Raw genomic sequence first — 22,893 nt, 5'->3', positions numbered from 1 at the left:
TCTGAGGCGTGCTAATCGCGGATCGTAGTAACTGCCAAATCTTAATGTCATTCCAGACAATTGCACCTGTATCGATGATACAGGTGACAGAATTTTTTCTAGTATGGACTGCTTGCTGGCTACCATTAGCAATTGGCTGCGCGATCGCAATTAAATGGCGACCGTCTCAACCAATTACAAGTGGACAAAAATTACCACTGCTTGCCTCACTTTACGCGATCGCGCCCTTGATTTTATGGCAAGCCAGCCAGATTTTGGCAGTACCTTTTACCGATTGGGGCTTCACCTGGAATTGGCATCTGTTAATTTCTAGTGGTGAGGGTTTTGTAATTGGCGCGATCGGTATTACTAGTTTATTTGCCGGACAAATAGCTCTTGGTTGGGTGAAATGGCAGCAATCCGAACCAAAAAAATCTAGACAAATTGCATCAGTTGTGCTGCTAACTTTACTATTAGCAGTGTGGATTAGCGGCACGGAAGAATTAATTTTTCGCGGCTTCGTTTTCACTCAATTAGAACGCGACTTTTATTTAGGCTGGGCAGCTGCAATTTCCAGTCTAATTTTTGCTTTGTTACATCTAGTTTGGGAGCAAAAAGAAACATTGCCACAATTACCTGGACTGTGGTTAATGGGTATGGTGTTGGTACTTGCCCGTTGGGTAGACCATGGAAGTTTGGGCTTAGCTTGGGGACTTCATGCGGGTTGGGTATGGGCGATCGCATGTTTGGATACCTTACAAGTCACAGATTATACGGGTAATGCAGCAGCATGGGTTACGGGAAAATATGGCAAGCCTTTGGCTGGTGTTGTAGGGTTACTATTTTTACTTGCCACAGGCACGATTATTTGGTTGTACTGAGTTTTTTACGCTTAAATAAAAGCGCGATCGCGCCAGTATGTTAAAACATCCAGAAGCTCGGGAAATGCTGCAAAGCGATCGTTAATACCATCATGTAGTATCCAGCGTTCAAATTTTTATGTCACGCAAAGGCGCAAAGGCGCAAAGTGGCTTCTCGTAGAGTAGGCGTGAAGAAGATCGTTAAAGGTGTTTAGCTGTGATAATTGTAACTGGATTCAGAGGAGCAAAGCGGGTGAGTTGCGCTATGGGTACGGAACGGGAGAGTTGGACTTGCAATAGTTGGTATTCCCAGCTATTTTGATGCTTGAACCAGTCTAGAGCCGTGCTGAGGTGTTCTAGGGTAGCAAGAGCAATGACTAAAACTCCGCCAGAAGATAAGCAGGAACAGGTTTCTAGAATAGAGGTTAAGTTACCACTGCTACCACCGATAAAAACGCGATCGCATCTAGGAAGATCCTGTAAGATTTCTGGAGCAGTACCGTGGATTGACATAACGTTTTTGACTCCGAATCGTTGGCAGTTTTGAGCAATTAACGTGCTACCAGCTGCGGTTTTTTCAATTGCGTAAATTTTACTAGTAGGAAATAAACGAGCAATTTCAATCGAAACCGAACCAGTTCCCGCTCCAATATCCCAGACAATTTGTTCGGGTTGCAGCGCCAGTTCGCCTAAAATTAAGAGACGTACTTCTCGCTTTGTCATTAATCCTGGGCGATCGCTAAAACTGAGAAATAAACGATCTGGTATCCCTAGTTGCGGTAAGTTGGCTAAGTTTAGTTGCAGTTCTGGCTCGGATTGGCGGAGTAAGACAACAATATTTAAAGGTGCAAAAGACAGATTGTCTGTAGAAACGTTACAGTTAATCTCTCGACATACTTCGTCCTCGCTACCCAAATTTTCGCATACCCAAAGTTTGTATCGAGCGAGTAAATCTAGCGATACTAATAGACGAGCGATCGCATGAGGGTTATTTGTGTTATCCGTCAATACGGCAATCTTCTCTACCCCTTGCTGCAACGCCTGAATTAATTCATCTAGCGATCGCCCGTGAGCGCTGATCGCTCTAGCATCTTGCCAGGGAACTTTGAGCCGATTAAATGCTAACTGGATTGAGCTGAGGTGGGGATGAAAAGTTAGGTGTTCTAGTGGGAGTTCCGCGAGTAGCAATCGCCCTAAACCAAAAAATAACGGATCGCCCGATACTAAAATTACAATACCATCTTTCCCATCTGCTAAATAACGGCGAATTTGAGCGATCGCTTCGATGAAATCTCCTAGTATCAGGCGTGGTGCTGGGTGGTGTGGGAAGTAATTTAAATGGCGATCGCTCCCTACAAGTAATTTTGCCTTCACAACCAATTGACGTAGTGAATCAACTAGTCCCTCAGTTCCATCTAATCCAATGCCAATTACGTGTATTGGTGTCATTTATTAATTATCAGTTGACAGCGATCGGCGATCGGTAGAAAGTGGTGCGTGGCGCGGGAAATACTGACGACTTACGACTGACGATTTACGACTTACGACTCCCGTTCTAATGCCAACATAATTAAAGCATTTAAGATCGCAGCAGCGATGGAGGAACCTCCTTTGCGTCCTTCTACACGAATTTGATTGACTGGGGAGCGAGCTAATGCAGCCTTAGATTCAACTACTGAGATAAAACCTACTGGCGCACCAATTACCAAAGCTGGTAGCGTACTGGCGCTTTCTAATTCTTGACATAAAGCTAAAAGCGCTGTGGGAGCATTACCGATCGCAAAAATTGCTGTAGGAAACTTTTCATAAGACTTGATTAATCCTGTTTCCGTGCGGGTTTTGCCTGGAAGAGCTACTTCAACTCCTTCTACAGCACTAATGAGTGGATTATCAAAAGTTTTTCTGAGCAAATTCACTACACCCTGTTTCACCATTCCTACATCAGTAATAATCGGCACGCGATCGCGAACTGCCTGAATTCCTGCTTCAATGGCGTTGGGACTAAAACGAATCAAATGCTGAAACTCAAAATCAGCCGTACTATGAATTACCCGTCTGACGATCGCATACTCAGCCGGACTAAATTTATCTTTATACGTGCCAATTTCGCGATCGATAACCGCAAAACTCTGCGTCATGATGGGATGGATAGGGAAGTTCACACTTGTCAGCTATCAGTTATCAGTTATCGTAGGGGCGGGTTTAGCCAATAGATTAACAGTTAAAACAGTAGATCGGGAGTCAAAACCCGCCCGTACAGACGTTACTTTGTAGAGACGTTACATGTAACGTCTCTACAAAGTAACGTCTGCACAAAACTAGTTCCACCATAAAACAAGTTTACTCCACTGAAACCATACTTCTAATTTGATTTGGTCAATGTGCGACGATCGAGATGCTAGAGTATGCCAATTATCGTGCATCGATTTGTAGTGACCAATGACTAATGACTAATGACGAATTATGCCAATCTACTTCTACTGGGGTGAAGATGAGTTTTCGTTGCAACAAGCAGTTAATGGCTTGCGCGATCGCTGCCTCGATCCAAATTGGATGAGTTTTAACTACACGCAAATTCCGCCTACACAATCAGATGCTCTAATTCAGGGACTCAATCAAGCGATGACACCACCATTTGGGATGGGTAGTCGTCTTGTTTGGCTGGTGGATACCACTGTTTGTCAAAATTGTTCGGATGACTTATTGGCTGAACTAAAACGCACCCTACCAGCTATTCCCGAGACTTCAATTTTGTTACTGACAAGTCGCAATAAACCGGATGGCAGGCTGAAATCGACTAAACTTTTCCAAGAACATGCCGAAGTGCAGGAATTTGCGCTGATTCCACCGTGGAAAACAGATTTACTGCTTCAGCAGGTACGACAAGCCGCTCAAAGTTTGGGGGTGAAGCTCACTCCCAGTGCAGTAGAAGCGATCGTTGAATCTGTAGGAAATGATCCGCGACTGCTTTATAACGAACTGGAAAAGCTCAAACTCTATGCAGGTGAGAATTCTCCACCCATAGGCGAGAGTATTGTAGCAGACTTGGTTAAAGTCAATACTCAAAATAGCTTAAAGCTAGCAGAAGCAATTCGTCAGGGAGATACAAACAAAACTTTGATTCTCATCGGGCAGTTGATCGGTCGCAACGAACCCGTACTCAAAATCGTGGCAACGTTGATCGGACAGTTTCGGACTTGGCTATGGGTAAAGCTAATGTTAGAACGAGGCGAAAACTCGGAACAACAGATTGCTCAAGCAGCAGAAATTAGCAATCCTAAACGAGTATTTATTCTCAAGCGAGAAGTGATGCAGATTTCTACACAGCAACTGATCGCTGCTTTACCCGTCTTGCTGGAATTAGAAGTGAGCTTGAAACAAGGTGCAGAACACATAACGACGTTGCAAACAAAAGCGATCGCCCTTTGCCAGATTTTTTCATCATCTAACAGCTAGCTGTAAGCTGGAATAAAGCGCAGTGAGAAATGGCTGGAACTTCTAACTCTGAAAATGATTCAAAAGAACTGATGCCTCCGGTATGACATTTTCTGCCAACATAAAATATGACTAAATTTTGCTATCTCTATTTACTGACCAACTTCAACCGGATGTTATCGCGATCGCTGCTGATTGGGGCAATTAGCGCGTTGAGTGTAGTTGCTGGACTACCCGATCTGCACAATTTCAGCAATCTCAACTTCAGCACTGCTGCATCTGCTCAAGACTTCAGCGAAGCAGAAGTTAACAATTATGCTAGGGCTGTTTTGGAGGCAGAACCAGTCCGCCAAACGGCTTTAACCGATCTCAAACAAAGTATGGGTTCTGAAGAGTTACCCCGCATTGCGTGCGATCGCGAAGATAGCATCTCTAACCTACCAGATAACGCTCGCAGTATTGCCAAAGGCTATTGCTCGCAGTATGAATCAATTGTGAAAAAATACTTTAGTTCTTTTGAAGAATTTAATCAAATTACCAAAACAGTCCAAAATAATCCCGATTTAAGACAGCGAATTCAAGATGAAATGCTGCGATTACAAGGTAGCCCTTAACGAATTCGGAATTCGGAATTTGGAATTCGGAATTCGTAAGTAGAGAATTAACTGCTCCCTGCTCCCTGCTCCCTGCTCCCTGCTCCCTACTCCCTGATAACTGATAACTGATGTTAACTATAACCGATCGCTTACCAGCTATTAACAGTGCTGTCAATGCTTTTACCTTGGTGCTGACGGCGGAGGAACGTACGAAAAGCCGCCATCGCTTTGAAACTGAGGAAGGAGAAACGGTATTTCTACGTTTACCCAGAGGAACGGTATTGCGGGATGGAGATATGTTGCGATCGGATAATGGCGAATATTTGATTTTAGTCAAGGCAAAATCAGAACTAGTCTTGACGGTCACAGCAGCTACATCTTTAGATTTACTGAGGGCTGCATATCATTTGGGTAATCGTCACGTACCCTTAGAAATTGGTACTAACTATCTTCGCTTATCTCCCGATCCAGTATTGCAAGCAATGTTAGAACATCTGGGAGTCATCGTAATAGAAGAAAACGCTCCATTTCAGCCTGAAGTTGGCGCGTATGGACACCATTAGGAATTCGGAATGCGGAATTTGGAATTCGGAATTAGCACTATTAAGTTTGCTGCAATTGGCGAGTCCAGCTTTACCAGTAGGGGCTTATAGTTATTCTGAGGGTATAGAAACGCTGGTAGAATGGGGGGCGATCGCAGATGCTCAAAGTTTGCAACATTGGTTAGAACGGGAATTGCATTTTGGCGCAATTCGGATTGAAGCGGCGATGACGCTCAGAGCATATAATGCTGTTTTGGCAAGCAATTTAACAAATTTAAATTATTGGAATAGTTGGCTATCGGCGGCGCGGGAAACGGAAGAGTTGCGTAATTCTAGTTGGCAAATGGGGCGATCGCTGGTGCGGTTGTTGTTGGAACTCCAGCCACAGTTAGAATCTATATTTAATGCAGTAGGTCATTCAGTGAATTATGCGATCGCCTTTGGAGTGGCTGCGCATTGCTGGCAAATTTCCCAAGAAACTGCTGTTTTAGGTTATTTACATAGTTGGGCGACAAATTTAGTTACTGCTGGGATTAAACTGATTCCCCTCGGACAAACTGCCGGACAACAGATTTTAATTAATTTACAAGCTCATATAGTTGATGCAGCTGCTCGGATTTCAGTCTTAACTGATGACGAGTTGAGTAGTTGTAGCTGGGGTTTATCGCTGGCTAGTATGGCACACGAAACTCAATATACGCGCTTATTTCGGAGTTAATAGTATTTCTGACTAAAAACTATAAGTAGAAATTGCGATCGCCCCAATTCCTAATCCCAGCCACAAGAGAAAACAATACCGCGTCAGTTGTAAGGCTTGCCGAACTTTTTCTCTAGTAATGGGATAAATCGGTTCTCCCAGTAAAGGCTTTTGCTTGGCTACTCCTCGATACCAATTCGTTCCTCCTAGTTGTACGCCTAAGACAGCTGCATAAGCGCATTCACTCCAACCTGAATTAGGACTGGGATCTTTAATTGCATCTCGCTGACACATTTGCCATACATACAAAGGCTTAAGCGATCGCAATGCGAGAGATAAAACTGTCAAACGACAAGGCAACCACGTCAATCGGTCTTCCAATTTAGCGCTAAATCTACCTAAATGAGTGTATGGTGCTTCTCGATAACCTACCATCGAATCAAGAGTACTTGCTGCTTTGTATGCCAAGGGCAGAAACGCCACATTTGTATATGGTATGAAGGCAGAGGCGATCGCGTAAAATAAGGGAGCCATCACCCCGTCAGTGGCATTTTCCGCTACTGTTTCTAAGACTGCTCTCAAAATTTCTAGTGCTGAGAGTTCTTGCGTATCTCTACCAACATAAAGACTTAATTTCGCTCTGGCTTGTACTAAATCGCCAGCTGCCAAAGGTTGCAAGACATCTTCTGCTGCTGTTCTGAGACTGCGAAGTGCAAAACAACTGGCTAATAAAATGCTATCTGTCACTAGACCCAATAATGGATGTACTTGGCTAGCAGCATAAACCAATAACCAGCTAACAGCACCACTGCCAAGAATTAATCCTAATCCTAAAACCACACCCGCCCAGTAGAGCGATCGCTCGGATTTCAAATATTTGAATGCGAAATAATTAAACTGAGCAATTAGCCATCCCATCACCCGCACCGGATGTGGAAAACCCCAAGGATCGCCAATTAAGTAGTCTAAAACTGCGGCGATGAGAAGAGGGCTGGGGGAACTGGGGACAAAATTCAAAATTCAAAATTCAAAATTGGGACAAGGAAGACAAGGGAGACAAGGGAGACAAGGGGCTTCAGGTGCAACTACCAACTACCAATTACCAACTACCAACTACCAATTACCCACATCATACTCATTCCTCGCTTCTCACTCCTAAACCACAAAATTTGTTTCTTCTCCTTGAGCGGCTTGCCAACTACGGGCATCGTAGTAGAGATCGGCAAGAGTAATACTATACAATGCTTCTCTCATTTTTTGATGCAATCGTTGCCAGAGCGTAAAAGTGACCCAATCTTCTGCTTGTCCTGGTTCTGGTTGATGGTGGGGCAAAGGTTCGATAGTTTCTCCGACAGCAGCGAGAATTTCACCTAATGAAATTGCCGCAGGCGATCGCGCTAATTTGTATCCTCCTTGAACTCCCCGCACCGATGTTACTAATCCTGCTCGTCGCATTTCAATCAGTAATTTCTCTAAATAAGGAGCAGGAATTTCTTGCCGAGCGGCAATTGCTTTAACTGCTACCGGAGTGTAATTTGGTTGCAGGCTCAGATCGAGCAATGCTTTAACGCTGTAGTGACCCCTAGTTGTCAGTTTCATTTCTCAGTTATCATTTCTCAGTTATCAGTTATCAGTGAGTGATGAGTCATTAATTGCGACTTGCAACTTGCGGCTTGGAGACTTTTGACTTTTGGCTTTTGACTTTTGACTTCTATCGCCCACTCTTTTTATATTTAGAGAAAATTACTTTACACATTGATGCGTGCAGCAAAAATCACGTAGTTGTCTTTTGGGGGAGAGCAATTTTTCAGTTTAATTACCTACTGAGGGTAGATAAATAGACGAAGTCACTCGTTCCCGAACGAATAAATTTTCCCGAAGATGACGATCGCGATCGCTACCACACAACCAACAGTACTTCAGTCAGTTTTTGCCGATGCTATTTCCTGGGGATGATTCGATTGGATCGGGGATTGACAAAGTTCGGACAGTTATTAGGATGATTCATACTATTTTCAATCAAAAAAAATTTCAAAATTAAGATCGAAAAGCTGAAAGAATTACTATAATCAGTGTATTATAGTTAGCTAAGCTGATATAAAGCTAAATTAAACTAAATCATAGCTTCAGTTAGCTGACAATCAAAACTGTAAACCACCTGCTCCAGTTAAAACAGAACTAAGTTGATGAATAAAAAGAAAAAGATCGAGCCTCTAGCCGGAGAAGCACTGCTCAAGAAAGTCAAAGAGCTAGATAGCCTGAGTAAAGAAGAAAAGGCAAAGGAATGCGGCTACTACACGACTACCAAAAATGGTGTAGAGCGTGTCAATATGATGAAGTTTCTCAACGCACTAATAGATGCGGAAGGCATTGAATTAGATAGTACTTCCAACTCAAATGGGCGTGGCGGACGTAGTGCCAGCTACCGCATTAGCGTTCAATCGAACGGTAATTTGCTAATTGGTTCGGCATATACGAAGCAAATGGGTCTACAACAAGGAGATGAATTTGTCATCACTCTAGGGAAAAAACACATTCATCTCAAGCAAATAGATGGAGCAAAAGAAGACGTAGAGGCTACAGCTTGAGATTTAGGGGACGCGATCGCATCCAAATCGATCTGCTATTTCGTCAGACTTCAAGCTCAATTTTATCAGCAGCAAACAGTACCTCAAGTTTTGCTAGAAAAGCGCTTTTTGAGAGTTGCAGAGTTAGTTTTTCACCCGAAAGTAAAGCTAGCGGGTGAAAAACTAAGCTGTTCGACTTGTAAGAGTGCGATAACTTTATTGAGTTACTTAGGCGGGTACTTATCGAGTTCCCATTGGAGAAACGCAGCTTAACAAACTTGCCACCAGAGGCAAGCAATTTATTGTTAAGGTTTCCTGACTAGAACTGATGAAGCCCGCCACTATATTTTCGATCGCAAGTTCAATTTGCGATTGACAGGGCGTTGACGATTCAATCTACTACTCGCTAGCCACTAGCCATTACTCACTTTTTGGCAACGCTAATTCTTCTACAGGTAGTGAAACTTTGAGATAAGGATGAAGCGCTTTGCGAGTTGTTGCTAGTTTACAAGTTAAAGCAATTTGTTCCCGTTCGAGCAAGCCTAAAACTTGTTCTGGCTGATCTCGATCGACAATTGGTAACTGATGTAACCCCCTGGCTCCCATTCGAGATAGAGCCTCAGATAAAGGTTCATCCGTGTAAGCATAAAGTAAATCGGTCGTGCAAATATCGACCAATTGAGCATCAGCATTTTCCCAAGTTGCGATCGCCCGATTAATATCTTCTAAAGTCACAATTCCTAGTAGTTGTAGTTCGGGATTGACTACCAAAGCACTACGACAATGAGCGTTAGTCATGGATAAACCTGCTTGAGAGACAGACATAGAATCTGGCAACATGAGAGGCGATTCGTAAATTGCTTCTCTTACCAATATTTGCTGCACAATTTCTCGATCTTCGTCCCCAACTAAATTCAAATTCAACTGTTGTAAATTGGCGCTAGATTCAGGAGTTACGCTTTTTTTCAGCCGTTCTACTAACCAGACACTTAAGCCTACCGCCGCCATCAACGGTAAAACAATGCGATAGTCGCGCGTCAATTCAAATAATAATAGAATTGCTGTTAAAGGAGCTTTAGCACTTCCAGCTAGTACAGCTGCCATTCCCACCATCGCGTAAGCTGGCGGACCAGCCATATACATGCCAATTTGTGGTAGCAGTGCCGCTAAAATTTTGCCATAAGCTGCCCCCAACGAAGCACCGAGAAACATAGCTGGAGCAAAAACCCCGCCAACCAAACCGCTGCCCATACTAATTGCCGTGGTCAGTAGCTTCAGCACCAGCAGAATTAACAATAGTAGCAAAGAAAACTCGACATCCTGAAGCATAGCTTCTATGGTTTCGTATCCAATGCCTAAAATCTGCGGATAGAGCAACGCCACCAAGCCGACACAAGCACCACCAATCACTGGATGCATTGGCAAGGGAACGCGACCCAGCCAAGCAAAACCCTTGACTTGTCCGCAAAAACAGGCTCGTCCCCAAAGGAGTAATTGAGTATAGGCGATTGAAATAACGCTAGCAGCGACTCCCAAGCCGACATAGAGCGGTAGCTCTAAGGGGCTGCGCACCTCGTATACAGGCAAAGCAAAAGCTGGCTGTCCTCCCAAACCAATTTGGGCAACCAGCGCCGATACAACCGCTGCTAGCAAGACGACGCTGACAGCCGAATTAGCAAATGTCGTTCCCAACACTACTTCTAGAGCAAAAAATACTCCCGCAATGGGAGCATTGAAACCCGCTGCCAAACCTGCTGCTGCCCCTGCACCTAAAAGTAGACGCTGGCGTTCTTGCGAGACTTGTAGAACGTGAGCGAGTAACACGCCAAAATTAGCTCCAATTTCGACGCTGGGACCTTCAGGACCGAGCGAAGCACCACTACCCAAAGATACAGAAGCAGCTACCATCTTGGTTACAGGCTGAAGCCGCTGCAAAATAGCATGTCGCGTGGCACTACCAGAAGCCGCAGCAATTAAAGAAGACAGCCCAGGACCGAAATCTTGCCTGCGCGTCAGCATCAATCCGACAATGAATCCGCCCAGAGTTGGAACCAGAGCAATTGTCCACGCACCCCAAGCAGAGAGCGTCCCCATCAAATTAACAAAAGCAACGTAGTGAACGAGTTCGATTAAATAGTGAAATGTCACCACACCCATACCCGTACCGCCGCCAATCAAGACCGCTAGAAGTAAGACAACGGCTTCTGGAGAAGGCTGAAAGCGATTGAGAATGTGGGCAATAGGGTTAGAAGGAGCAGCAAGCCCGCCAGATTGTGGCTGACTCACCTCAGACAGGGAACGATCGGTCATTTAGAGATAAAAAACGAAAAATAAAGTTAAATTTTTTTCACAATCTACTATTACTCATTCTCAGCGATTTTTCTGAAGCCAGACAAGTAGATAGTTGCGATCGTTTAAGAAGCTTTGCTAAGCAAGTGCGATCGCGCTCGAAAAAGAGTTATAAGAGTGCTTAAATGTAGGTTGGGAGCTAATTAGTAATCCCTAATCCGCTCGCGTTCGTCATAGGCAACCGCAAATGACAAATGACTAGAGTAAAGTGAGTAGTGAGTAGTGGCAATATGAGTTGGTAGCAACGAGAGCTGGTGGCTAGCCACTCACAAATGACAAATGACAACAAACACCATCTAGCTTGTAGCTTAACTATTTTCAGTATGCATATAAAATCAGACGATATATTGAATTAGCGTTTAAGATAGAAAAAATAAAAATTCATGGATTCACGTAATCGAACGCTCTAGGCGTGAAGAAACTCGTAAAGCCCCGAATACTCTCAAAGATAGGGGCTAATATCAGAGCGGCTGGTATATACTTCTACCAGTTTTGTCAAAAAGATTTGGCAGGAGCTGCCTATTGCCGTGGTTTGCATCCGCCAGTCCTCGTTATCTCTTGTGAACAAAAGCTAAATTTTTAGTTTGGTTCGATCGCGATCGCTTTATTAGTTGGAATTAGCAGTTTTAAATTGCTTATGCCAACAATTTCTCACGCTCCCCAGGTTCGACGCATTAGGTTATCGCTGATGAACACTCACACTGGAAACCACTCTCTCACTTGCCCGATTTGTCAACGTACCGAACAGCTCAAGCCAATCAAAGGCAATCGTGGGCTTTTTACCTGTCCTAATTGTCAAGAAAAATTAGTTGTCAGTTGGAGCGGTCATTACGTGCGCGATCCCCAATGCTTAAAACAAGTTATGGTAGCGCACGCGCTGCGTCGTCAAAGCCGACCTTGGGCAAGAATCATCCGCGACCTTGGTTCGCTCAAACGTCCTGTAGCAGTCTTAACGGCGGGTAGTATCTTTTTGTTAGGGATTAGTATTTTCAGTCTAGATAGTCTCAACAAACAACAATCTCCTTGGGACAGATTGGTAGAAGATGTGAAGGAAATAGCAAATTGAGTCAGTTATCGGCGAACAGGGTGTGGGTAATTGGTAATTGGTAATTGGTAATTGGTAATTGCCCCTCTGCTCCTCTGCTCCCTGCTCGATCGCTCGTGCGCTCCCTACTCCCTTGTAACTAACATCCAGCCAGAGGCTTGACCGAGGGATTCGATCGCTGGTAGCTTTAAACGTTCTAGGGTAGGGCGATCTAGAAGTAAATATGGATGTGGTTGCTGCCACTGTTGTTGCAGTTGGTTGAAGTTACTACTAATGACGCGGCGATCGCTGTAAAAATCTAAGGAAGGACGATTATAGGCGAAGGAAGTGTAGATTTCTCGGTTTGGAGGTGTGCGAGCTTGAATGAGAGCAGCTACGGGTTTGACTTGGTAGGCTTCTGCTAGTTCCCAAACCCAGTGGCGAGAGGTGACGAAGAGTAACAGGGCAACGTACATGCCCCAAATAAGTACGGCGATAAATTGTCTATCTCCCCTCACAGCTAACCAAGCACTCAAAGTCATCGTGCCTGCTACTGCTGCTAAAATCCACTGTAATTCCCAGTCGGGTTCGGTATTCCAAGGACTGTAGTAGAGACTGGCTGCCCACGTCACCACCGCTAGTAAAGTTAAAAATGCGATCGCGTAGCGGGGATATTTAGCTGGATAGGGTTGCTGCCAAAACTGAGCCAATTGCACTCCTACAGCCAAAGCGATCGCGGGGTAAATTGGTAAAACATACCAGGGTAGTTTAGTCCCCATTAAGGAGATTGCTAGCAAGTAACCTCCACCCCAAACCAAGATCAGTTTTGCCCAACTCCAGTTGCGATGATTCCAGGTATAAAGCAGACCGCTTGGTAAAAAGATTAACCAGGGAAAGCCGTATTTCAGAATTTCAAGTACATAAAACCAAGGGGGATGTTGGTGGTTTTCTACCGCTAGCCAAATCCGACTGAGGGACTGATCGACGACAGCGCGATCGGTAAACTGATGTCCGTATTGCCACCACTGGGCAGCATACCACGCCGCTACAGGCAAGCTCCCGATCGCGATTCCACCCCATAAATACCAACTACCTAACAAGCGGGGTGTATCCCAAAAGAGAAATAAGAGGGCGATCGCTCCGAGTAACAGTCCTACCATACCTTTAGTCAGTCCAATCAATCCTAAACCGATGCCTACGCCCAAGCAGTAGCGCAGATTGCGACGCGATCGCAACAAACACCAAACTGTAAAGAGAAAAAAACTGACGATCGCACCATCTAGCATTGCTAGCCTGCCATGACGCAGTACGGGTAGCATGACTAGGTAAACTAAAGCCGAGAAAATCGCTGGCTGGCGATAGTGAAAGATTTCTCGTCCAATACTGTATAAAATTGGTACGCCAAGCGCGGTCAGTAATGCCCCTGGTAAACGAGATGTCTGCTCATTGACCCCACCAATTGTATAGGAAAGAGCTATGAGCCAATGCATGAGGGGTGGTTTATTTAAATAAGGCTCGCCGTTTATAATTTTTGGGTGAAGCCAGTTTGCAGGCGATCGCCATATTTCTCTTGCGACTTGCGCTACCGTGCCTTCGTCCCAGTCTCGCAACGGTAAGTCACCCAAGTTTTTAGTATATAGAAGTAGTGCTGCCAAGAGCAGCCCCCCAATCCATAACCAATCGGCTCGGCTATGCAGCTGAGATTTCCAATGCTTAGCATTATCCCCAGTCAAAATCCAACGATGCATCTAAGTTTTAATACTCAAGGCTAGGTGTCAATAGAGTCGTGAATTAACGTTCCACTTTGTAGCTGTTTGGCTTGTCTCAGATGTCAGCAGGGAACGAGTACAATTTACCACTTCTTTCTATTCTTGCCACAATGACGCGATCGCCCAAATTTTGAAACTATCCTAGATGCTGCACGGGCTGCACTGACAAGGCGATCGCTTACCATTCTTGATATAGCTTTTGGGCGTTAAACATAATTTCTTCGTTTGGCAAGCGAATTTTTGGTTTTTGCCTGGGATATAAATTCTCGATTGTTTCTGTATCCTGCCGAATCACTTCATCTACTGCTTTGAGTAGCGAATTCTTTAACAAGGTTTTTAAAACTAAATTCTGAATCTTGGCAAAAACTAAAACAAATGTCTTAGTATGATTTTCTGTTTCAGGATATAAAGAATGAATTTGAATGAATTGACCAGATGGAATTGTAGCAATAAATGAAGTTAGACAAGGAAAGGAATATTCAAACTGATTGATGAAGGTTTTGGGAACAGTGAGTAAAACTGGATTGCTAGCAAGCTCTCCTAGCGTGTTACTGTCTCTAGTAACTTTCTGGAGGAGTTTTGTACTGTAGCCATTTTCCTGGTATTCATCGACCTCAATCGCTTTGATTCTAAATATTTCTCGATGCGTTCCATTTTGGTGATTGTAGTCGTAATTAATTAAAAGATTGCTTAAAAAATTACCTTGAATGCTTTTACTTCCAGCAATTCCAACAAATTCAAAACCAGGGGTAATTTTTTCAATTAATTCGGGAATGGAAATTTTCGGCTCATATCCTCCATATGTCCAGATATTATCGCCGATCGCAGTCAAATCTAGTTTTTCTAATAAAGGTTGAGTTGCTGTTTCCTCTCGGTACAACTGCCCTTGCGTGTCAAATTCTAAGGCGTGAAACGGACAGGTAATGGTATCTCGCTCTCGACAAATCCAGCCATCGGAGAGAGGAGCTTGCATGTGAGGGCAAATGTTATCTAAGCCAAAGACTTCACCTTTTTGATTTTGCCACAGTACGTAATCCCGACCGTTAAGAGTAATTTTATGGGGTTTATTAACTCCTAGCATCGAGCGATGAGCAATCAACCAAGGCGCACCAGGGAGAATAGGATGCATAGACTGACCTCTTAAAGATCTAAAATATATGACGGTTTATTCGTATTTTTTCAAAATATGACGGATCGTTCGTGTTTGTCAAGCAAGGGTAGTGAGTCACCTACAAAATCTATGCGTCGTTCACCGAAACAGCAACGAGGTAAGCAAAGGGTAGAAAGAATTTTAGATGCTGCGGCTGAGCTATTTGCTGAGGTAGGTTATGAAGCCGCTACAACCCATGCGATCGCAACACGGGCAAATACAGCTGTTGGTTCGCTTTACCAATTTTTCCCCGATAAAGCAGCTATCTTTCGCGCCCTAGAAATTCGTCATGTCGAACGAGTAAAAGCAATGTGGGCTAAGGTAAACACGCCTAGCATTATTCAGTTACCTCTGAGACAGATGATTCAACAGCTAGTAGCCGCTGTTGCCAAACTATTCGAGCAACCGACATCTCGTGTTGTTTTCGTGCAATTTTTCACCGCACCAGAAATATTTCAAACAATTGACGAGAGTTTGACTCAAGAGGCGATCGCATTTATGGCTAGTTTGTTGAAACAGCGCCATCCTGCTTTGAGTGACGAGCGGTGTAGCTTATTAGCCGAAGTCTGCGTTCATTGCAGCAACACATTAATTTTGATTGCTCTCCGCAGCAGCGAAACTCACAGCCAGCAGCTCATCCAACAGATTGAAGATTTACTCGTATCCTACCTAAGTCCTCATGTCGGTGATGAGGTATTGCAGGACAAGGTAATGAAAGTAATGAAATGTCCTCACTGCCAATCCGAACAACTATCTAAAAATGGGCATCGCCACGGCAAGCAGCGTTATTTGTGTAAAGATTGCGGCAAGCAGTTTCCAGCATGGAAGGGATAAGCTCATGGTTCAAGTTGTTGCATCATTTCACCTACTTCCCGTGCAGCCGGATCGGTACTTTCTAATAATGCATGAGCAACATTATGCCGCTCTGTATGGCTACGATTTTGACTGAGTTTGTATTTCCCTTGTAACCGCGTCACAATCATTTCAAAGCCAACTATTCCACTCATCATTCCTTCACGGTAGCTGTCAGACAGATCGTGCCATTGCGCTTTGTATTCAGACTCGTAGGTGTCAATTGTCTTCTCCATCATCTTGTCCATTAGTTCCGGCGAGCCAGCGCGAGTAATAATTTGAGGTATACCATAAGCATGAACGGCAACATAATTCCACGTTGGTACGTTCTCGCGTTTCTCATATAGAGATGGTGAAATATAAGCGTGCGCTCCTGTAAAAATAGCCAATGATTCATGCTTGCCAAAAGCTTGCCATTGAGGATTTTGCTTCGCAAGATGACTAGTTAGTTTAACAACATTATCCTGCACTGTGACAACGAGCGGAATATGCGAGGCAACAGGTAAACCATCAGTTGTAGATACCAACGTGGCAAAACTATGAGCTTGCATAAAAGCTACTAACTTCTCAGGATCGTCCTCTCGAAAGGCGCTGGGGATATACATGATATATCGACTTATGTAGGCTGCCAAACTAGCGTTAACTTCAGCTACTCTTCGTATTGTGTCATTACTTTTCGGTACTGTTGTGCAGTCAGCGCCATCTCCGCTAATATTTCGCGTTGCTCCTGCACGATGCTTTGTGCCTCTGCCGCTGCTCGTTGTGCCTCTTGCGCTATACGACGGGCTTCAGCAGCCTGCTGTCGCGCCTCTTCCGCAGCACGTCGCGCCTCTTCCGCAACACGCCGCGTCTCTTCCGCCTGCTGCCTTATAGCCTCTTTTGTCTGCCGCATCTCCTCCGCGAATTCTCGGCTCTCCTCAGAAGCCTGACGGTCTTTCTCCGACTGGATGCGCTGTTGTTCGGCAGCATATTGGTGCAATGCAGCTTGCTGCTGCTGCTCAGCACTTATCTCTCGCTTTACTTCCGACTCGCGCCGATGTTGTTCGGCGTTTTGCCTTTCCCGTTCCGCTTCCTGTCGCTGTGGCTCGCTTGCTGGCATTGTTTTCTTCTCCATCTAGTTAGTCAAGCCGCAAGGTTAGACTAACAATCGAGTTGACATCACGAGCAGATGCAAACAACTAGAGTATATCTATAATTTTTCATGCAAGGAATCTATCCAACGCGATCGCCTGTGTCACTCCGATCGCATCTCATCGACAAAAATTTTCACGGAAAGTATCCTTCAATACAGCAAATAAATCATTATTCCCATGCTTCCCTTGCTTATAAATCCTCAGATACAGTAACAGTACGACTCGCGTGGAGAAGATTCAACCATGCTATGTGTAGACGAACTGTTAACGCTGGAGTTGTTTCAACAGCTTTCCCAAGAGCAGATTCACTGGGTTTGCGATCGCGCTCAAGAAATGGAGCTATCTAGCGGCGAAGTCTTCGTCAAACAAGGAGATCCGCCACGGGGATTTTATGTCATGCTATCAGGTCGGGTGAGCATTACCCGCATCAGCGAAGGGATCGAAATGCCGATCGGACAGCACCAAGCACCTGCTTTTTTTGGCGAGATTCAAGTCTTAACCGATGAACCAGTCCCCGTAACATTACGCGCTCTTTCTGATTGTCGGCTCTACGAAATCTCAGGCGATGACTTTCGCACCCTCCTACATAGTTGTCGAGGCTTCGAGCGCTTAATATTTCGAGCCGTACAGAAACGATTGCGCGGTTTAGAGTCTTTTATTCAAAATCGAGAGAAAATGGCGGCTCTAGGCACGCTAGCGGCTGGCTTAGCACACGAACTTAACAACCCGGCGGCGGCTGTAATTCGTGCTTTGCAAGATATCACCCCAGCATTGCTCGAACTCCAACGGATGAACTTTGTTTACGGACAGCGCCAAGTAGAGGTAGAACATACAGAAAAATGGCTCAAAGTGCGTGACGATGGTTGGGATGCGGTTGTCAACTGTCGCATGAACCCCATTGAATTTAGCGATCGCGAGGAACAATTGCTTGAGTGGTTAGAAAACTATGGCGTAGAAGATGCTTGGAAACTCGCCGAACCATTAGCAGCTGGAAATGTAGATATAGAGACTTTAACTGAGCTGATGGAGCGATGGAAGGACGATCCGACAGAATTAAAAGATATGGGGTTGCGCTGGCTGGCGCTGTCTTTTGAGGTTATGTGTACGGTTTCGAGTGGCTTGCGGGGAGCGCAGCGAATTTCTCAGCTCGTCCAGTCGATGAAATCTTATTCTTACATGGATCGCGGCGCGCAACAAATTGTTGACGTTCACGATGGAATTGAAGATACATTGCAATTATTTGCTTACAAATTCAAGCAAGGAATTGAAATTCAGCGGAATTACGATCGCTCTTTGCCTAAAATTCTCGCTTTCGGTAGCGAGTTGAATCAAGTTTGGACGAACTTAATTGATAATGCAGTTGATGCGATATCTTCGATAAGCTTTGCTAACACGGGGAAAGGAGTAATTGAATTAGCTACCGCTCAAAATGGCGATTACATTCAAGTCCAAATTGCCGATTCTGGTACTGGGATTCCTGTAGAAATTCAATCGCGAATTTTCGAGCCTTTCTATACAACAAAGCCTGTAGGTTCGGGTTCGGGTTTAGGTTTAGATGCAGTGCGGCGGATTGTCGAGAACCGTCACCAAGGAACAATTACATTTACGTCGCAGCCTGGTAAGACTTGTTTTACAATTTGTCTGCCAATTGCTACACACAGTTATCAGTGAATAGTTATCAGTTATCAGTGACTGATAACCATAGTTTCCAGGCTATATCCGAGCCTAATTTTAATCATCTAGAGGTTTTGTTTGCGTGCGCTCTTTCCAGTAGCCCGGTTTTCGGCTGCAATGCATCACGGCTAGGATAAGATAGGATAAGAATATATTCTGACTCAACTGTGTAAAGGATTCCATAGGGAAATTTTCGCGTCAGACATCTCCTAATATCTTCATCAATAACGCGCCAGCGAGTAGGAGACTCTCTAATTCTATAAATTGCGTCCTCGACTGCATTAATAAATGCTTGCGCTACTTCGGCACGATTCTCTGCATAATATTGAACGGCTGCGGCATATTCAGCAAGTGCTTCAGGGTGAAATACATATCTCATTACTCCAGCAGCCGCCTCACATGCGCTAAAGCTTCATCTCCCGAAATGGATAGAACATTACCTTTTTGGATTTCGTCTCGCCGCTGCTTCGCTTCGTTAATCCAAGCTGCTTCAACCGTTGGATCTGCATCAAACTCTAAGCTTTCTACTAATTTTTCTGCTAAAAGTGCCCTTGATTCACCTGGTAAGGATAATGCTTCTTCTAAAAGCCTTTCGATAGATAGCATAACTATTAACCTTCATATTCATCATTAAAAATATAGTAACTTACATCAATAACTAATTTCTTAATTTATAGCAATCCTAAATCATTCACGTATAACAGACATTTTTCTAATGAAGTGAGCAAAGCTTATTCCTCGATCGCGTAGATTGCTGGTAATTGCCGATATTTTTCATCCATATCTATACCGTAACCGACAATAAAGCGATCGGGGATTTCAATTCCCAAATAATCGATCTCAACTTGAACTTTGCGGCGTGAGGGTTTATCGAGTAAGGCACAAAGTTTGAGCGAGGATGGATTATGAGCTTTCAATATTTCTATTGCTTTTGAGGTTGACAACCCAGTATCGACAATATCTTCAACTAAAATGACATCCTTGTTGTTAATAACACCTTCAGTTAAACCCATTAACATCTTGACTTCACCCGAACTAGTGGTAGAACAACCATAGCTAGATAAACGGATCAGTTCGACATTACAAATCGGAGTTTGCATCTGCCGGATCAAATCGGCAAGAAAGATAAACGATCCTTTCAAAACACCAATGACAATTGGAAAGCTATTCTGATAATCTCGATCCAACTCCCGTGCTAATCGCTGTACTGTTGTTGCTATTTCTGACTGAGAAATGAGTGGAACGAGCTGTTTATTCATTGTTTTTCTACTTCATCATAAACTCATCTAATTCAGCAATTCGAGCCTGTTTCTCTGCCGCACTTAAAAATGTTGCTTGAAAGGAATTTTTCACTAATTTGTAAATATCTTGTTGGCTCAAACTTAAAGCCGATTCTATTTCTTGTAAATTCTCAGCCACGTAACCGCCAAAATAAGACGGATCGTCAGAATTTACTGTCACGCACAATCCCATGTCTAATAATTGTTTAATGTTGTGCTTTGCCATCGAATCGAAAACACAAAGTTTGATATTAGATAGCGGACAAACAGTCAGAGGAATTTGTTTTTCAATTAAATATTCTAATAACTTTGGGTCATCGATGCAGCGTACACCGTGATCGATACGCGATACGCCTAAAAGATTTATGGCTTCCCAAATATATTCTGGTGGTCCTTCCTCGCCTGCATGAGCAACGGTAAGAAATCCTTCTTCTCGGGCTTTATCAAAGACCTTTTGGAATTTTGAAGGTGGATTTCCTACTTCTGAAGAATCCAAACCTACTGCTGGAATTGTATCTTTATAAGGTAAAGCTTGCTCTAAAGCTTCCATTGCTGATTCAGCGCTTAAATGCCGCAGAAAACAGAGAATCAAATAAGAAGAAATGCCGAGTTGTTGTGCTTCCTGTAAGGCACGATAAATTCCTCGATGAACTGTTTCAAACGAAACCCCTCTAGAAGTATGACCTTGAGGATCGAAAAATATTTCAGCGTGGCGCACATTTTGAGCAGATGCTTTTTGCATGTATGCCCAAGTTAGATCGTAAAAATCTTGTTCTGTCTGCAACACGCTCATTCCTGCATAATAGAGATCGAGAAATGATTGTAGGTTTTGAAAGTTGTAAGCAGCACGAATTTCTTCTACCGATTTGTAGGGTAGTTGAATATTGTTGCGAGCGGCTAATGCAAACATCATTTCTGGTTCGAGGGAACCTTCAATATGTATGTGTAACTCAGCTTTAGGAATCTGGCAAAAGAATGAATTCATCTTTAGAGAGTTAGTAGTTGCGTGTAGAGACGTTACATGTAACGTCTCTACATATAAATATGAAATTTATTCAGATGTACCGAAGCGCAATGTCATAAAGACAAATCGAATTATGAAAACTGCGGCTAAAATCCAAGTTGCGATCGTAACTTCGTGGGCTTTGCCTTGCAGTGCTTTGGCAATTGGATAGGTGATAAAACCAACTGACAACCCAGTAGCAATTGAGTAAGCAAGAGGCATAAACAAAATCGTCAAAAATGCCGGAACAGCTTCAGCTACATCACCCCAACGAATATCTGATACACCTGTCATCATTAACACGCCTGTAATGACTAGGGCTGGTGTAGTAGCGTAGGCGGGAATTGCCTCGAATAAAGGAACTAAGAAGATCGCCAGGATAAATAATACGCCTACGATCGCAGCTGTGAAGCCCGTGCGCCCCCCTTCCGATACGCCTGCGGCTGATTCTGCATATGTAGTGACTGTAGACGTACCGATCAGCGCCCCAGCAGTTGTTCCTACTGCATCGGCAAACAGTGCTTGATTGACTCGCGGTAGTTTTCCATCCTCTTTAATGTACCCTGCCTTCATGCCGACTCCAGACAGAGTACCAACGGTGTCAAAAATATCGACGAATAAGAATACTAAAAGTATGGCGATAAAGTCGAGGAAGTTGTTAGCAGTCAATCGCGATAAACCGAAAATGCCTTGTCCGATCAGATCTGTCGGTAGGGTAGGAACCTGAAAAATTCCTTTGGGCGGGGGTGTAACACCTACAATCCAACCGAGTAAGGCGGTGGCGAGTACCCCCCAGAGTAATGCCCCCTTAACGCGGCGTACTAAAAAAGCTGTAGTAATAATAATTCCGGCAACAGCTAGTAGAGTATTAGGTTCTCTGAAGCTACCCAGGGTTGTTTTTGTCACTTCGCTAGCGATAATTAGCCCAGCACCTCCAGTTTTCGGATCGCCAGATATCCCAATATAGGCAATAAATAAACCGATCCCTACTGATGTTGCTGTTTTCAGCGACAGGGGAATGGCATTGACAATTTGACTGCGAACGTTGGTAAGGGTGAGGGCAATAAAAATCAATCCTTCGGCAAATACAGCCGCTAGTGCCAAACGCCAATCGATTTTTAGGGTTAAAACGACAGAATAAGCAAAAAAGGCGTTTAATCCCATGCCAGGGGCGAGGGCAAAGGGATAGTTGGCAACAAATGCCATTACCAGCGTTCCAATTGCGGCTGAGACTGCGGTAGCAAAGACTTGTTCGGCGAATAAATCTTTTGGCTGCTGTAGAAAAATCGCATCCGACAAAATTAAGGGATTGACGACGAGGATGTATGCCATCGTCATAAAAGTTGTCAATCCTGCCAGAGTCTCGATCCGAAAGTTAGTTCTATACAGGTCAAATTGAAAAAAACGAGCGATCGCGGCTTGCCAACCCGTATACTGTGGCGTAGGTGGTTGTTGTAGTTCTAATCGATCTGTATCGCTGCTCATTCTTTGGCTGTCTCCACCAAGTTATCTTTGCTTATCAATATTGAGGAAGTTACCAGCAAGCGTCAGTCAGGCTTGTTACTCTAACGACATGAAAGCTGCCTTTTGCACCTAAATTTAGTGACTACTGGGTGCATACTGTATGTCGTTGTTCGATCGTTTTTTTGTGTCGAAAAACACCAACTCTTAACTTGATAAGAAAAGTTAACTGGCGCTAAAAGCTACGAGTTGCAGCTAGAGCGCCAGAGACTCAAATGTGGCTCAAATTAACCTTCCACCTCAGATACCATTAACAAATCTCAACGTTTCATGGGAATACTCCCTAAGATAGAGATTGTTTGAAGCGATACACATCTTTGACAACAGGGTTGAATTATTTTCCTAAATATGCCTCTAGCACTTGAGGATGTTGTTGCATTTCCTCTGGGCTACCGTGGGCTAAGTTACGCCCCTCTGCCATCACCCAAACGCGATCGCACAGGGACATAATCACATCCATAT

22 protein-coding genes and 4 pseudogenes are annotated in these 22,893 nt (G+C 44.0%); 11 read left to right on the top strand and 15 right to left on the bottom strand.

The window, feature by feature from the left end; genetic code table 11:
• The first annotated feature begins 44 nt into the window (after nucleotides 1–44).
• Nucleotides 45–860 carry a CPBP family intramembrane glutamic endopeptidase gene (locus C7Y66_RS11375; RefSeq protein ID WP_233222634.1) on the top strand — a complete coding sequence of 272 codons (816 nt, stop codon included), beginning with the start codon at nucleotides 45–47 and terminating at the stop codon, nucleotides 858–860.
• Between the two features lie 180 nt (nucleotides 861–1,040).
• Here the strand turns inward: C7Y66_RS11375 and cbiE are convergent, their stop codons facing one another.
• Both cbiE and C7Y66_RS11365 read right to left on the bottom strand, forming a co-directional pair.
• A complete protein-coding gene (gene cbiE, locus C7Y66_RS11370; RefSeq protein WP_106545666.1) occupies nucleotides 1,041–2,288 on the bottom strand; it encodes a precorrin-6y C5,15-methyltransferase (decarboxylating) subunit CbiE in 1,248 nt (415 codons plus the stop codon).
• Nucleotides 2,289–2,380: 92 nt separating this feature from the next.
• Nucleotides 2,381–3,001: a precorrin-8X methylmutase gene (locus tag C7Y66_RS11365; RefSeq protein WP_106545665.1), complete on the bottom strand. Its 621-nt coding sequence runs from the start codon at nucleotides 2,999–3,001 to the stop codon at nucleotides 2,381–2,383.
• Between the two features lie 301 nt (nucleotides 3,002–3,302).
• Between C7Y66_RS11365 and holA the strand changes: the two genes are divergently transcribed.
• The 4 genes from holA (at nucleotide 3,303) to C7Y66_RS11345 (ending at nucleotide 6,130) form a co-directional block, all read left to right on the top strand.
• Nucleotides 3,303–4,295 (top strand): DNA polymerase III subunit delta, encoded by a 993-nt coding sequence (gene holA, locus C7Y66_RS11360; RefSeq protein WP_106545664.1) that lies wholly within the window; start codon nucleotides 3,303–3,305, stop codon nucleotides 4,293–4,295.
• A 107-nt stretch (nucleotides 4,296–4,402) separates the two neighbouring features.
• The gene (locus C7Y66_RS11355) at nucleotides 4,403–4,888 is read left to right on the top strand and encodes a DUF4168 domain-containing protein (RefSeq protein ID WP_015156896.1); all 486 of its coding nucleotides are present in this window, start codon (nucleotides 4,403–4,405) and stop codon (nucleotides 4,886–4,888) included.
• A 110-nt stretch (nucleotides 4,889–4,998) separates the two neighbouring features.
• The gene (gene ureE / locus C7Y66_RS11350) at nucleotides 4,999–5,433 is read left to right on the top strand and encodes an urease accessory protein UreE (protein WP_015156897.1); all 435 of its coding nucleotides are present in this window, start codon (nucleotides 4,999–5,001) and stop codon (nucleotides 5,431–5,433) included.
• Nucleotides 5,420–6,130, top strand: a complete 711-nt coding sequence (locus C7Y66_RS11345) for an urease accessory protein UreF (protein WP_106545663.1) — start codon at nucleotides 5,420–5,422, stop codon at nucleotides 6,128–6,130. Before ureE ends, C7Y66_RS11345 begins: the two co-directional genes overlap by 14 nt.
• Nucleotides 6,131–6,142: 12 nt before the next feature.
• On the opposite strand, the gene cbiB is transcribed toward C7Y66_RS11345, so the two are convergent.
• The gene (gene cbiB / locus C7Y66_RS11340) at nucleotides 6,143–7,126 is read right to left on the bottom strand and encodes an adenosylcobinamide-phosphate synthase CbiB (RefSeq protein ID WP_106545662.1); all 984 of its coding nucleotides are present in this window, start codon (nucleotides 7,124–7,126) and stop codon (nucleotides 6,143–6,145) included.
• 16 nt (nucleotides 7,127–7,142) lie between these two features.
• Between cbiB and C7Y66_RS32905 the strand changes: the two genes are divergently transcribed.
• Complete coding sequence (locus C7Y66_RS32905) at nucleotides 7,143–7,268, top strand: hypothetical protein (protein WP_255409970.1); 126 nt, start codon at nucleotides 7,143–7,145, stop codon at nucleotides 7,266–7,268.
• Here C7Y66_RS32905 and C7Y66_RS11335 read toward each other — a convergent pair.
• Nucleotides 7,265–7,708, bottom strand: a complete 444-nt coding sequence (locus C7Y66_RS11335; RefSeq protein WP_015156901.1) for an Rrf2 family transcriptional regulator — start codon at nucleotides 7,706–7,708, stop codon at nucleotides 7,265–7,267. The genes C7Y66_RS32905 and C7Y66_RS11335 overlap by 4 nt on opposite strands.
• A 587-nt stretch (nucleotides 7,709–8,295) precedes the next feature.
• Here C7Y66_RS11335 and C7Y66_RS11330 point away from each other — a divergent pair.
• Entirely contained in the window at nucleotides 8,296–8,697 is a 402-nt protein-coding gene (locus C7Y66_RS11330) for an AbrB family transcriptional regulator (RefSeq protein ID WP_015156902.1), read from the top strand.
• Nucleotides 8,698–9,096: 399 nt separating this feature from the next.
• Here C7Y66_RS11330 and C7Y66_RS11325 read toward each other — a convergent pair whose 3' ends face one another.
• Nucleotides 9,097–10,986 carry a chloride channel protein gene (locus C7Y66_RS11325; protein ID WP_106545661.1) on the bottom strand — a complete coding sequence of 630 codons (1,890 nt, stop codon included), beginning with the start codon at nucleotides 10,984–10,986 and terminating at the stop codon, nucleotides 9,097–9,099.
• Nucleotides 10,987–11,662: 676 nt separating this feature from the next.
• Between C7Y66_RS11325 and C7Y66_RS11320 the strand changes: the two genes are divergently transcribed.
• A complete protein-coding gene (locus tag C7Y66_RS11320; protein ID WP_015156904.1) occupies nucleotides 11,663–12,091 on the top strand; it encodes a hypothetical protein in 429 nt (142 codons plus the stop codon).
• Nucleotides 12,092–12,195: 104 nt separating this feature from the next.
• On the opposite strand, the gene C7Y66_RS11315 is transcribed toward C7Y66_RS11320, so the two are convergent.
• Nucleotides 12,196–13,797, bottom strand: a complete 1,602-nt coding sequence (locus C7Y66_RS11315; RefSeq protein ID WP_106545660.1) for a glycosyltransferase family 39 protein — start codon at nucleotides 13,795–13,797, stop codon at nucleotides 12,196–12,198.
• A 199-nt stretch (nucleotides 13,798–13,996) separates the two neighbouring features.
• Entirely contained in the window at nucleotides 13,997–14,947 is a 951-nt protein-coding gene (locus C7Y66_RS11310) for a Rieske (2Fe-2S) protein (protein WP_106545659.1), read from the bottom strand.
• Between the two features lie 57 nt (nucleotides 14,948–15,004).
• Here C7Y66_RS11310 and C7Y66_RS11305 point away from each other — a divergent pair.
• Nucleotides 15,005–15,628: pseudogene (locus C7Y66_RS11305) on the top strand (TetR/AcrR family transcriptional regulator); the annotation flags it as partial.
• 60 nt (nucleotides 15,629–15,688) lie between these two features.
• A pseudogene (locus C7Y66_RS32435) lies at nucleotides 15,689–15,784 on the top strand (IS1 family transposase); the annotation flags it as partial.
• Between the two features lie 20 nt (nucleotides 15,785–15,804).
• Here the strand turns inward: C7Y66_RS32435 and C7Y66_RS11300 are convergent.
• Together C7Y66_RS11300 and C7Y66_RS11295 are read right to left on the bottom strand one after the other, a co-directional pair.
• Nucleotides 15,805–16,452 (bottom strand): FMN-binding negative transcriptional regulator, encoded by a 648-nt coding sequence (locus tag C7Y66_RS11300; protein WP_233222633.1) that lies wholly within the window; start codon nucleotides 16,450–16,452, stop codon nucleotides 15,805–15,807.
• Between the two features lie 17 nt (nucleotides 16,453–16,469).
• Nucleotides 16,470–16,919, bottom strand: a complete 450-nt coding sequence (locus C7Y66_RS11295) for a hypothetical protein (protein ID WP_199197373.1) — start codon at nucleotides 16,917–16,919, stop codon at nucleotides 16,470–16,472.
• Between the two features lie 277 nt (nucleotides 16,920–17,196).
• Between C7Y66_RS11295 and C7Y66_RS11290 the strand changes: the two genes are divergently transcribed.
• Complete coding sequence (locus C7Y66_RS11290) at nucleotides 17,197–18,624, top strand: sensor histidine kinase (protein WP_106545657.1); 1,428 nt, start codon at nucleotides 17,197–17,199, stop codon at nucleotides 18,622–18,624.
• A gap of 60 nt (nucleotides 18,625–18,684) precedes the next feature.
• Here C7Y66_RS11290 and C7Y66_RS11285 read toward each other — a convergent pair.
• The 6 genes and pseudogenes from C7Y66_RS11285 to C7Y66_RS32900 form a co-directional block, all read right to left on the bottom strand.
• Nucleotides 18,685–19,006 (bottom strand): annotated as a pseudogene (locus tag C7Y66_RS11285) (type II toxin-antitoxin system RelE/ParE family toxin).
• Nucleotides 19,006–19,233: an addiction module protein gene (locus C7Y66_RS11280; protein ID WP_106545656.1), complete on the bottom strand. Its 228-nt coding sequence runs from the start codon at nucleotides 19,231–19,233 to the stop codon at nucleotides 19,006–19,008. The pseudogene C7Y66_RS11285 and the gene C7Y66_RS11280 overlap by 1 nt, the downstream one beginning before the upstream one ends.
• Nucleotides 19,234–19,358: 125 nt before the next feature.
• On the bottom strand, nucleotides 19,359–19,886 hold the full coding sequence (gene hpt / locus C7Y66_RS11275) for a hypoxanthine phosphoribosyltransferase (protein WP_106545655.1): 528 nt from the start codon (nucleotides 19,884–19,886) through the stop codon (nucleotides 19,359–19,361).
• A 7-nt stretch (nucleotides 19,887–19,893) separates the two neighbouring features.
• Nucleotides 19,894–20,892 carry an adenosine deaminase gene (locus tag C7Y66_RS11270; RefSeq protein ID WP_106545654.1) on the bottom strand — a complete coding sequence of 333 codons (999 nt, stop codon included), beginning with the start codon at nucleotides 20,890–20,892 and terminating at the stop codon, nucleotides 19,894–19,896.
• Between the two features lie 66 nt (nucleotides 20,893–20,958).
• A complete protein-coding gene (locus C7Y66_RS11265; protein WP_106545653.1) occupies nucleotides 20,959–22,395 on the bottom strand; it encodes an NCS2 family permease in 1,437 nt (478 codons plus the stop codon).
• A 370-nt stretch (nucleotides 22,396–22,765) separates the two neighbouring features.
• Nucleotides 22,766–22,893: pseudogene (locus C7Y66_RS32900) on the bottom strand (ABC transporter ATP-binding protein); the annotation flags it as partial.

This window comes from Chroococcidiopsis sp. CCALA 051, assembly GCF_003015105.1.
GTDB lineage: Bacteria > Cyanobacteriota > Cyanobacteriia > Cyanobacteriales > Chroococcidiopsidaceae > Chroococcidiopsis > Chroococcidiopsis thermalis.
This window is presented reverse-complemented; position numbering and strand designations above follow the sequence as displayed.

Bases quoted from the DNA above. Each gene is read 5' to 3' on its own strand.
- C7Y66_RS11375 (WP_233222634.1), top strand. From the start codon at position 45: ATGTCATTCCAGACAATTGCACCTGTATCGATGATACAGGTGACAGAA.
- cbiE (WP_106545666.1), bottom strand. From the start codon at position 2,288: ATGACACCAATACACGTAATTGGCATTGGATTAGATGGAACTGAGGGA.
- holA (WP_106545664.1), top strand. From the start codon at position 3,303: ATGCCAATCTACTTCTACTGGGGTGAAGATGAGTTTTCGTTGCAACAA.
- C7Y66_RS11355 (WP_015156896.1), top strand. From the start codon at position 4,403: ATGACTAAATTTTGCTATCTCTATTTACTGACCAACTTCAACCGGATG.
- ureE (WP_015156897.1), top strand. From the start codon at position 4,999: ATGTTAACTATAACCGATCGCTTACCAGCTATTAACAGTGCTGTCAAT.
- C7Y66_RS11345 (WP_106545663.1), top strand. From the start codon at position 5,420: ATGGACACCATTAGGAATTCGGAATGCGGAATTTGGAATTCGGAATTA.
- C7Y66_RS11335 (WP_015156901.1), bottom strand. From the start codon at position 7,708: ATGAAACTGACAACTAGGGGTCACTACAGCGTTAAAGCATTGCTCGAT.
- C7Y66_RS11330 (WP_015156902.1), top strand. From the start codon at position 8,296: ATGAATAAAAAGAAAAAGATCGAGCCTCTAGCCGGAGAAGCACTGCTC.
- C7Y66_RS11325 (WP_106545661.1), bottom strand. From the start codon at position 10,986: ATGACCGATCGTTCCCTGTCTGAGGTGAGTCAGCCACAATCTGGCGGG.
- C7Y66_RS11320 (WP_015156904.1), top strand. From the start codon at position 11,663: ATGCCAACAATTTCTCACGCTCCCCAGGTTCGACGCATTAGGTTATCG.
- C7Y66_RS11315 (WP_106545660.1), bottom strand. From the start codon at position 13,797: ATGCATCGTTGGATTTTGACTGGGGATAATGCTAAGCATTGGAAATCT.
- C7Y66_RS11310 (WP_106545659.1), bottom strand. From the start codon at position 14,947: ATGCATCCTATTCTCCCTGGTGCGCCTTGGTTGATTGCTCATCGCTCG.
- C7Y66_RS11295 (WP_199197373.1), bottom strand. From the start codon at position 16,919: ATGCCAGCAAGCGAGCCACAGCGACAGGAAGCGGAACGGGAAAGGCAA.
- C7Y66_RS11290 (WP_106545657.1), top strand. From the start codon at position 17,197: ATGCTATGTGTAGACGAACTGTTAACGCTGGAGTTGTTTCAACAGCTT.
- C7Y66_RS11280 (WP_106545656.1), bottom strand. From the start codon at position 19,233: ATGCTATCTATCGAAAGGCTTTTAGAAGAAGCATTATCCTTACCAGGT.
- hpt (WP_106545655.1), bottom strand. From the start codon at position 19,886: ATGAATAAACAGCTCGTTCCACTCATTTCTCAGTCAGAAATAGCAACA.
- C7Y66_RS11270 (WP_106545654.1), bottom strand. From the start codon at position 20,892: ATGAATTCATTCTTTTGCCAGATTCCTAAAGCTGAGTTACACATACAT.
- C7Y66_RS11265 (WP_106545653.1), bottom strand. From the start codon at position 22,395: ATGAGCAGCGATACAGATCGATTAGAACTACAACAACCACCTACGCCA.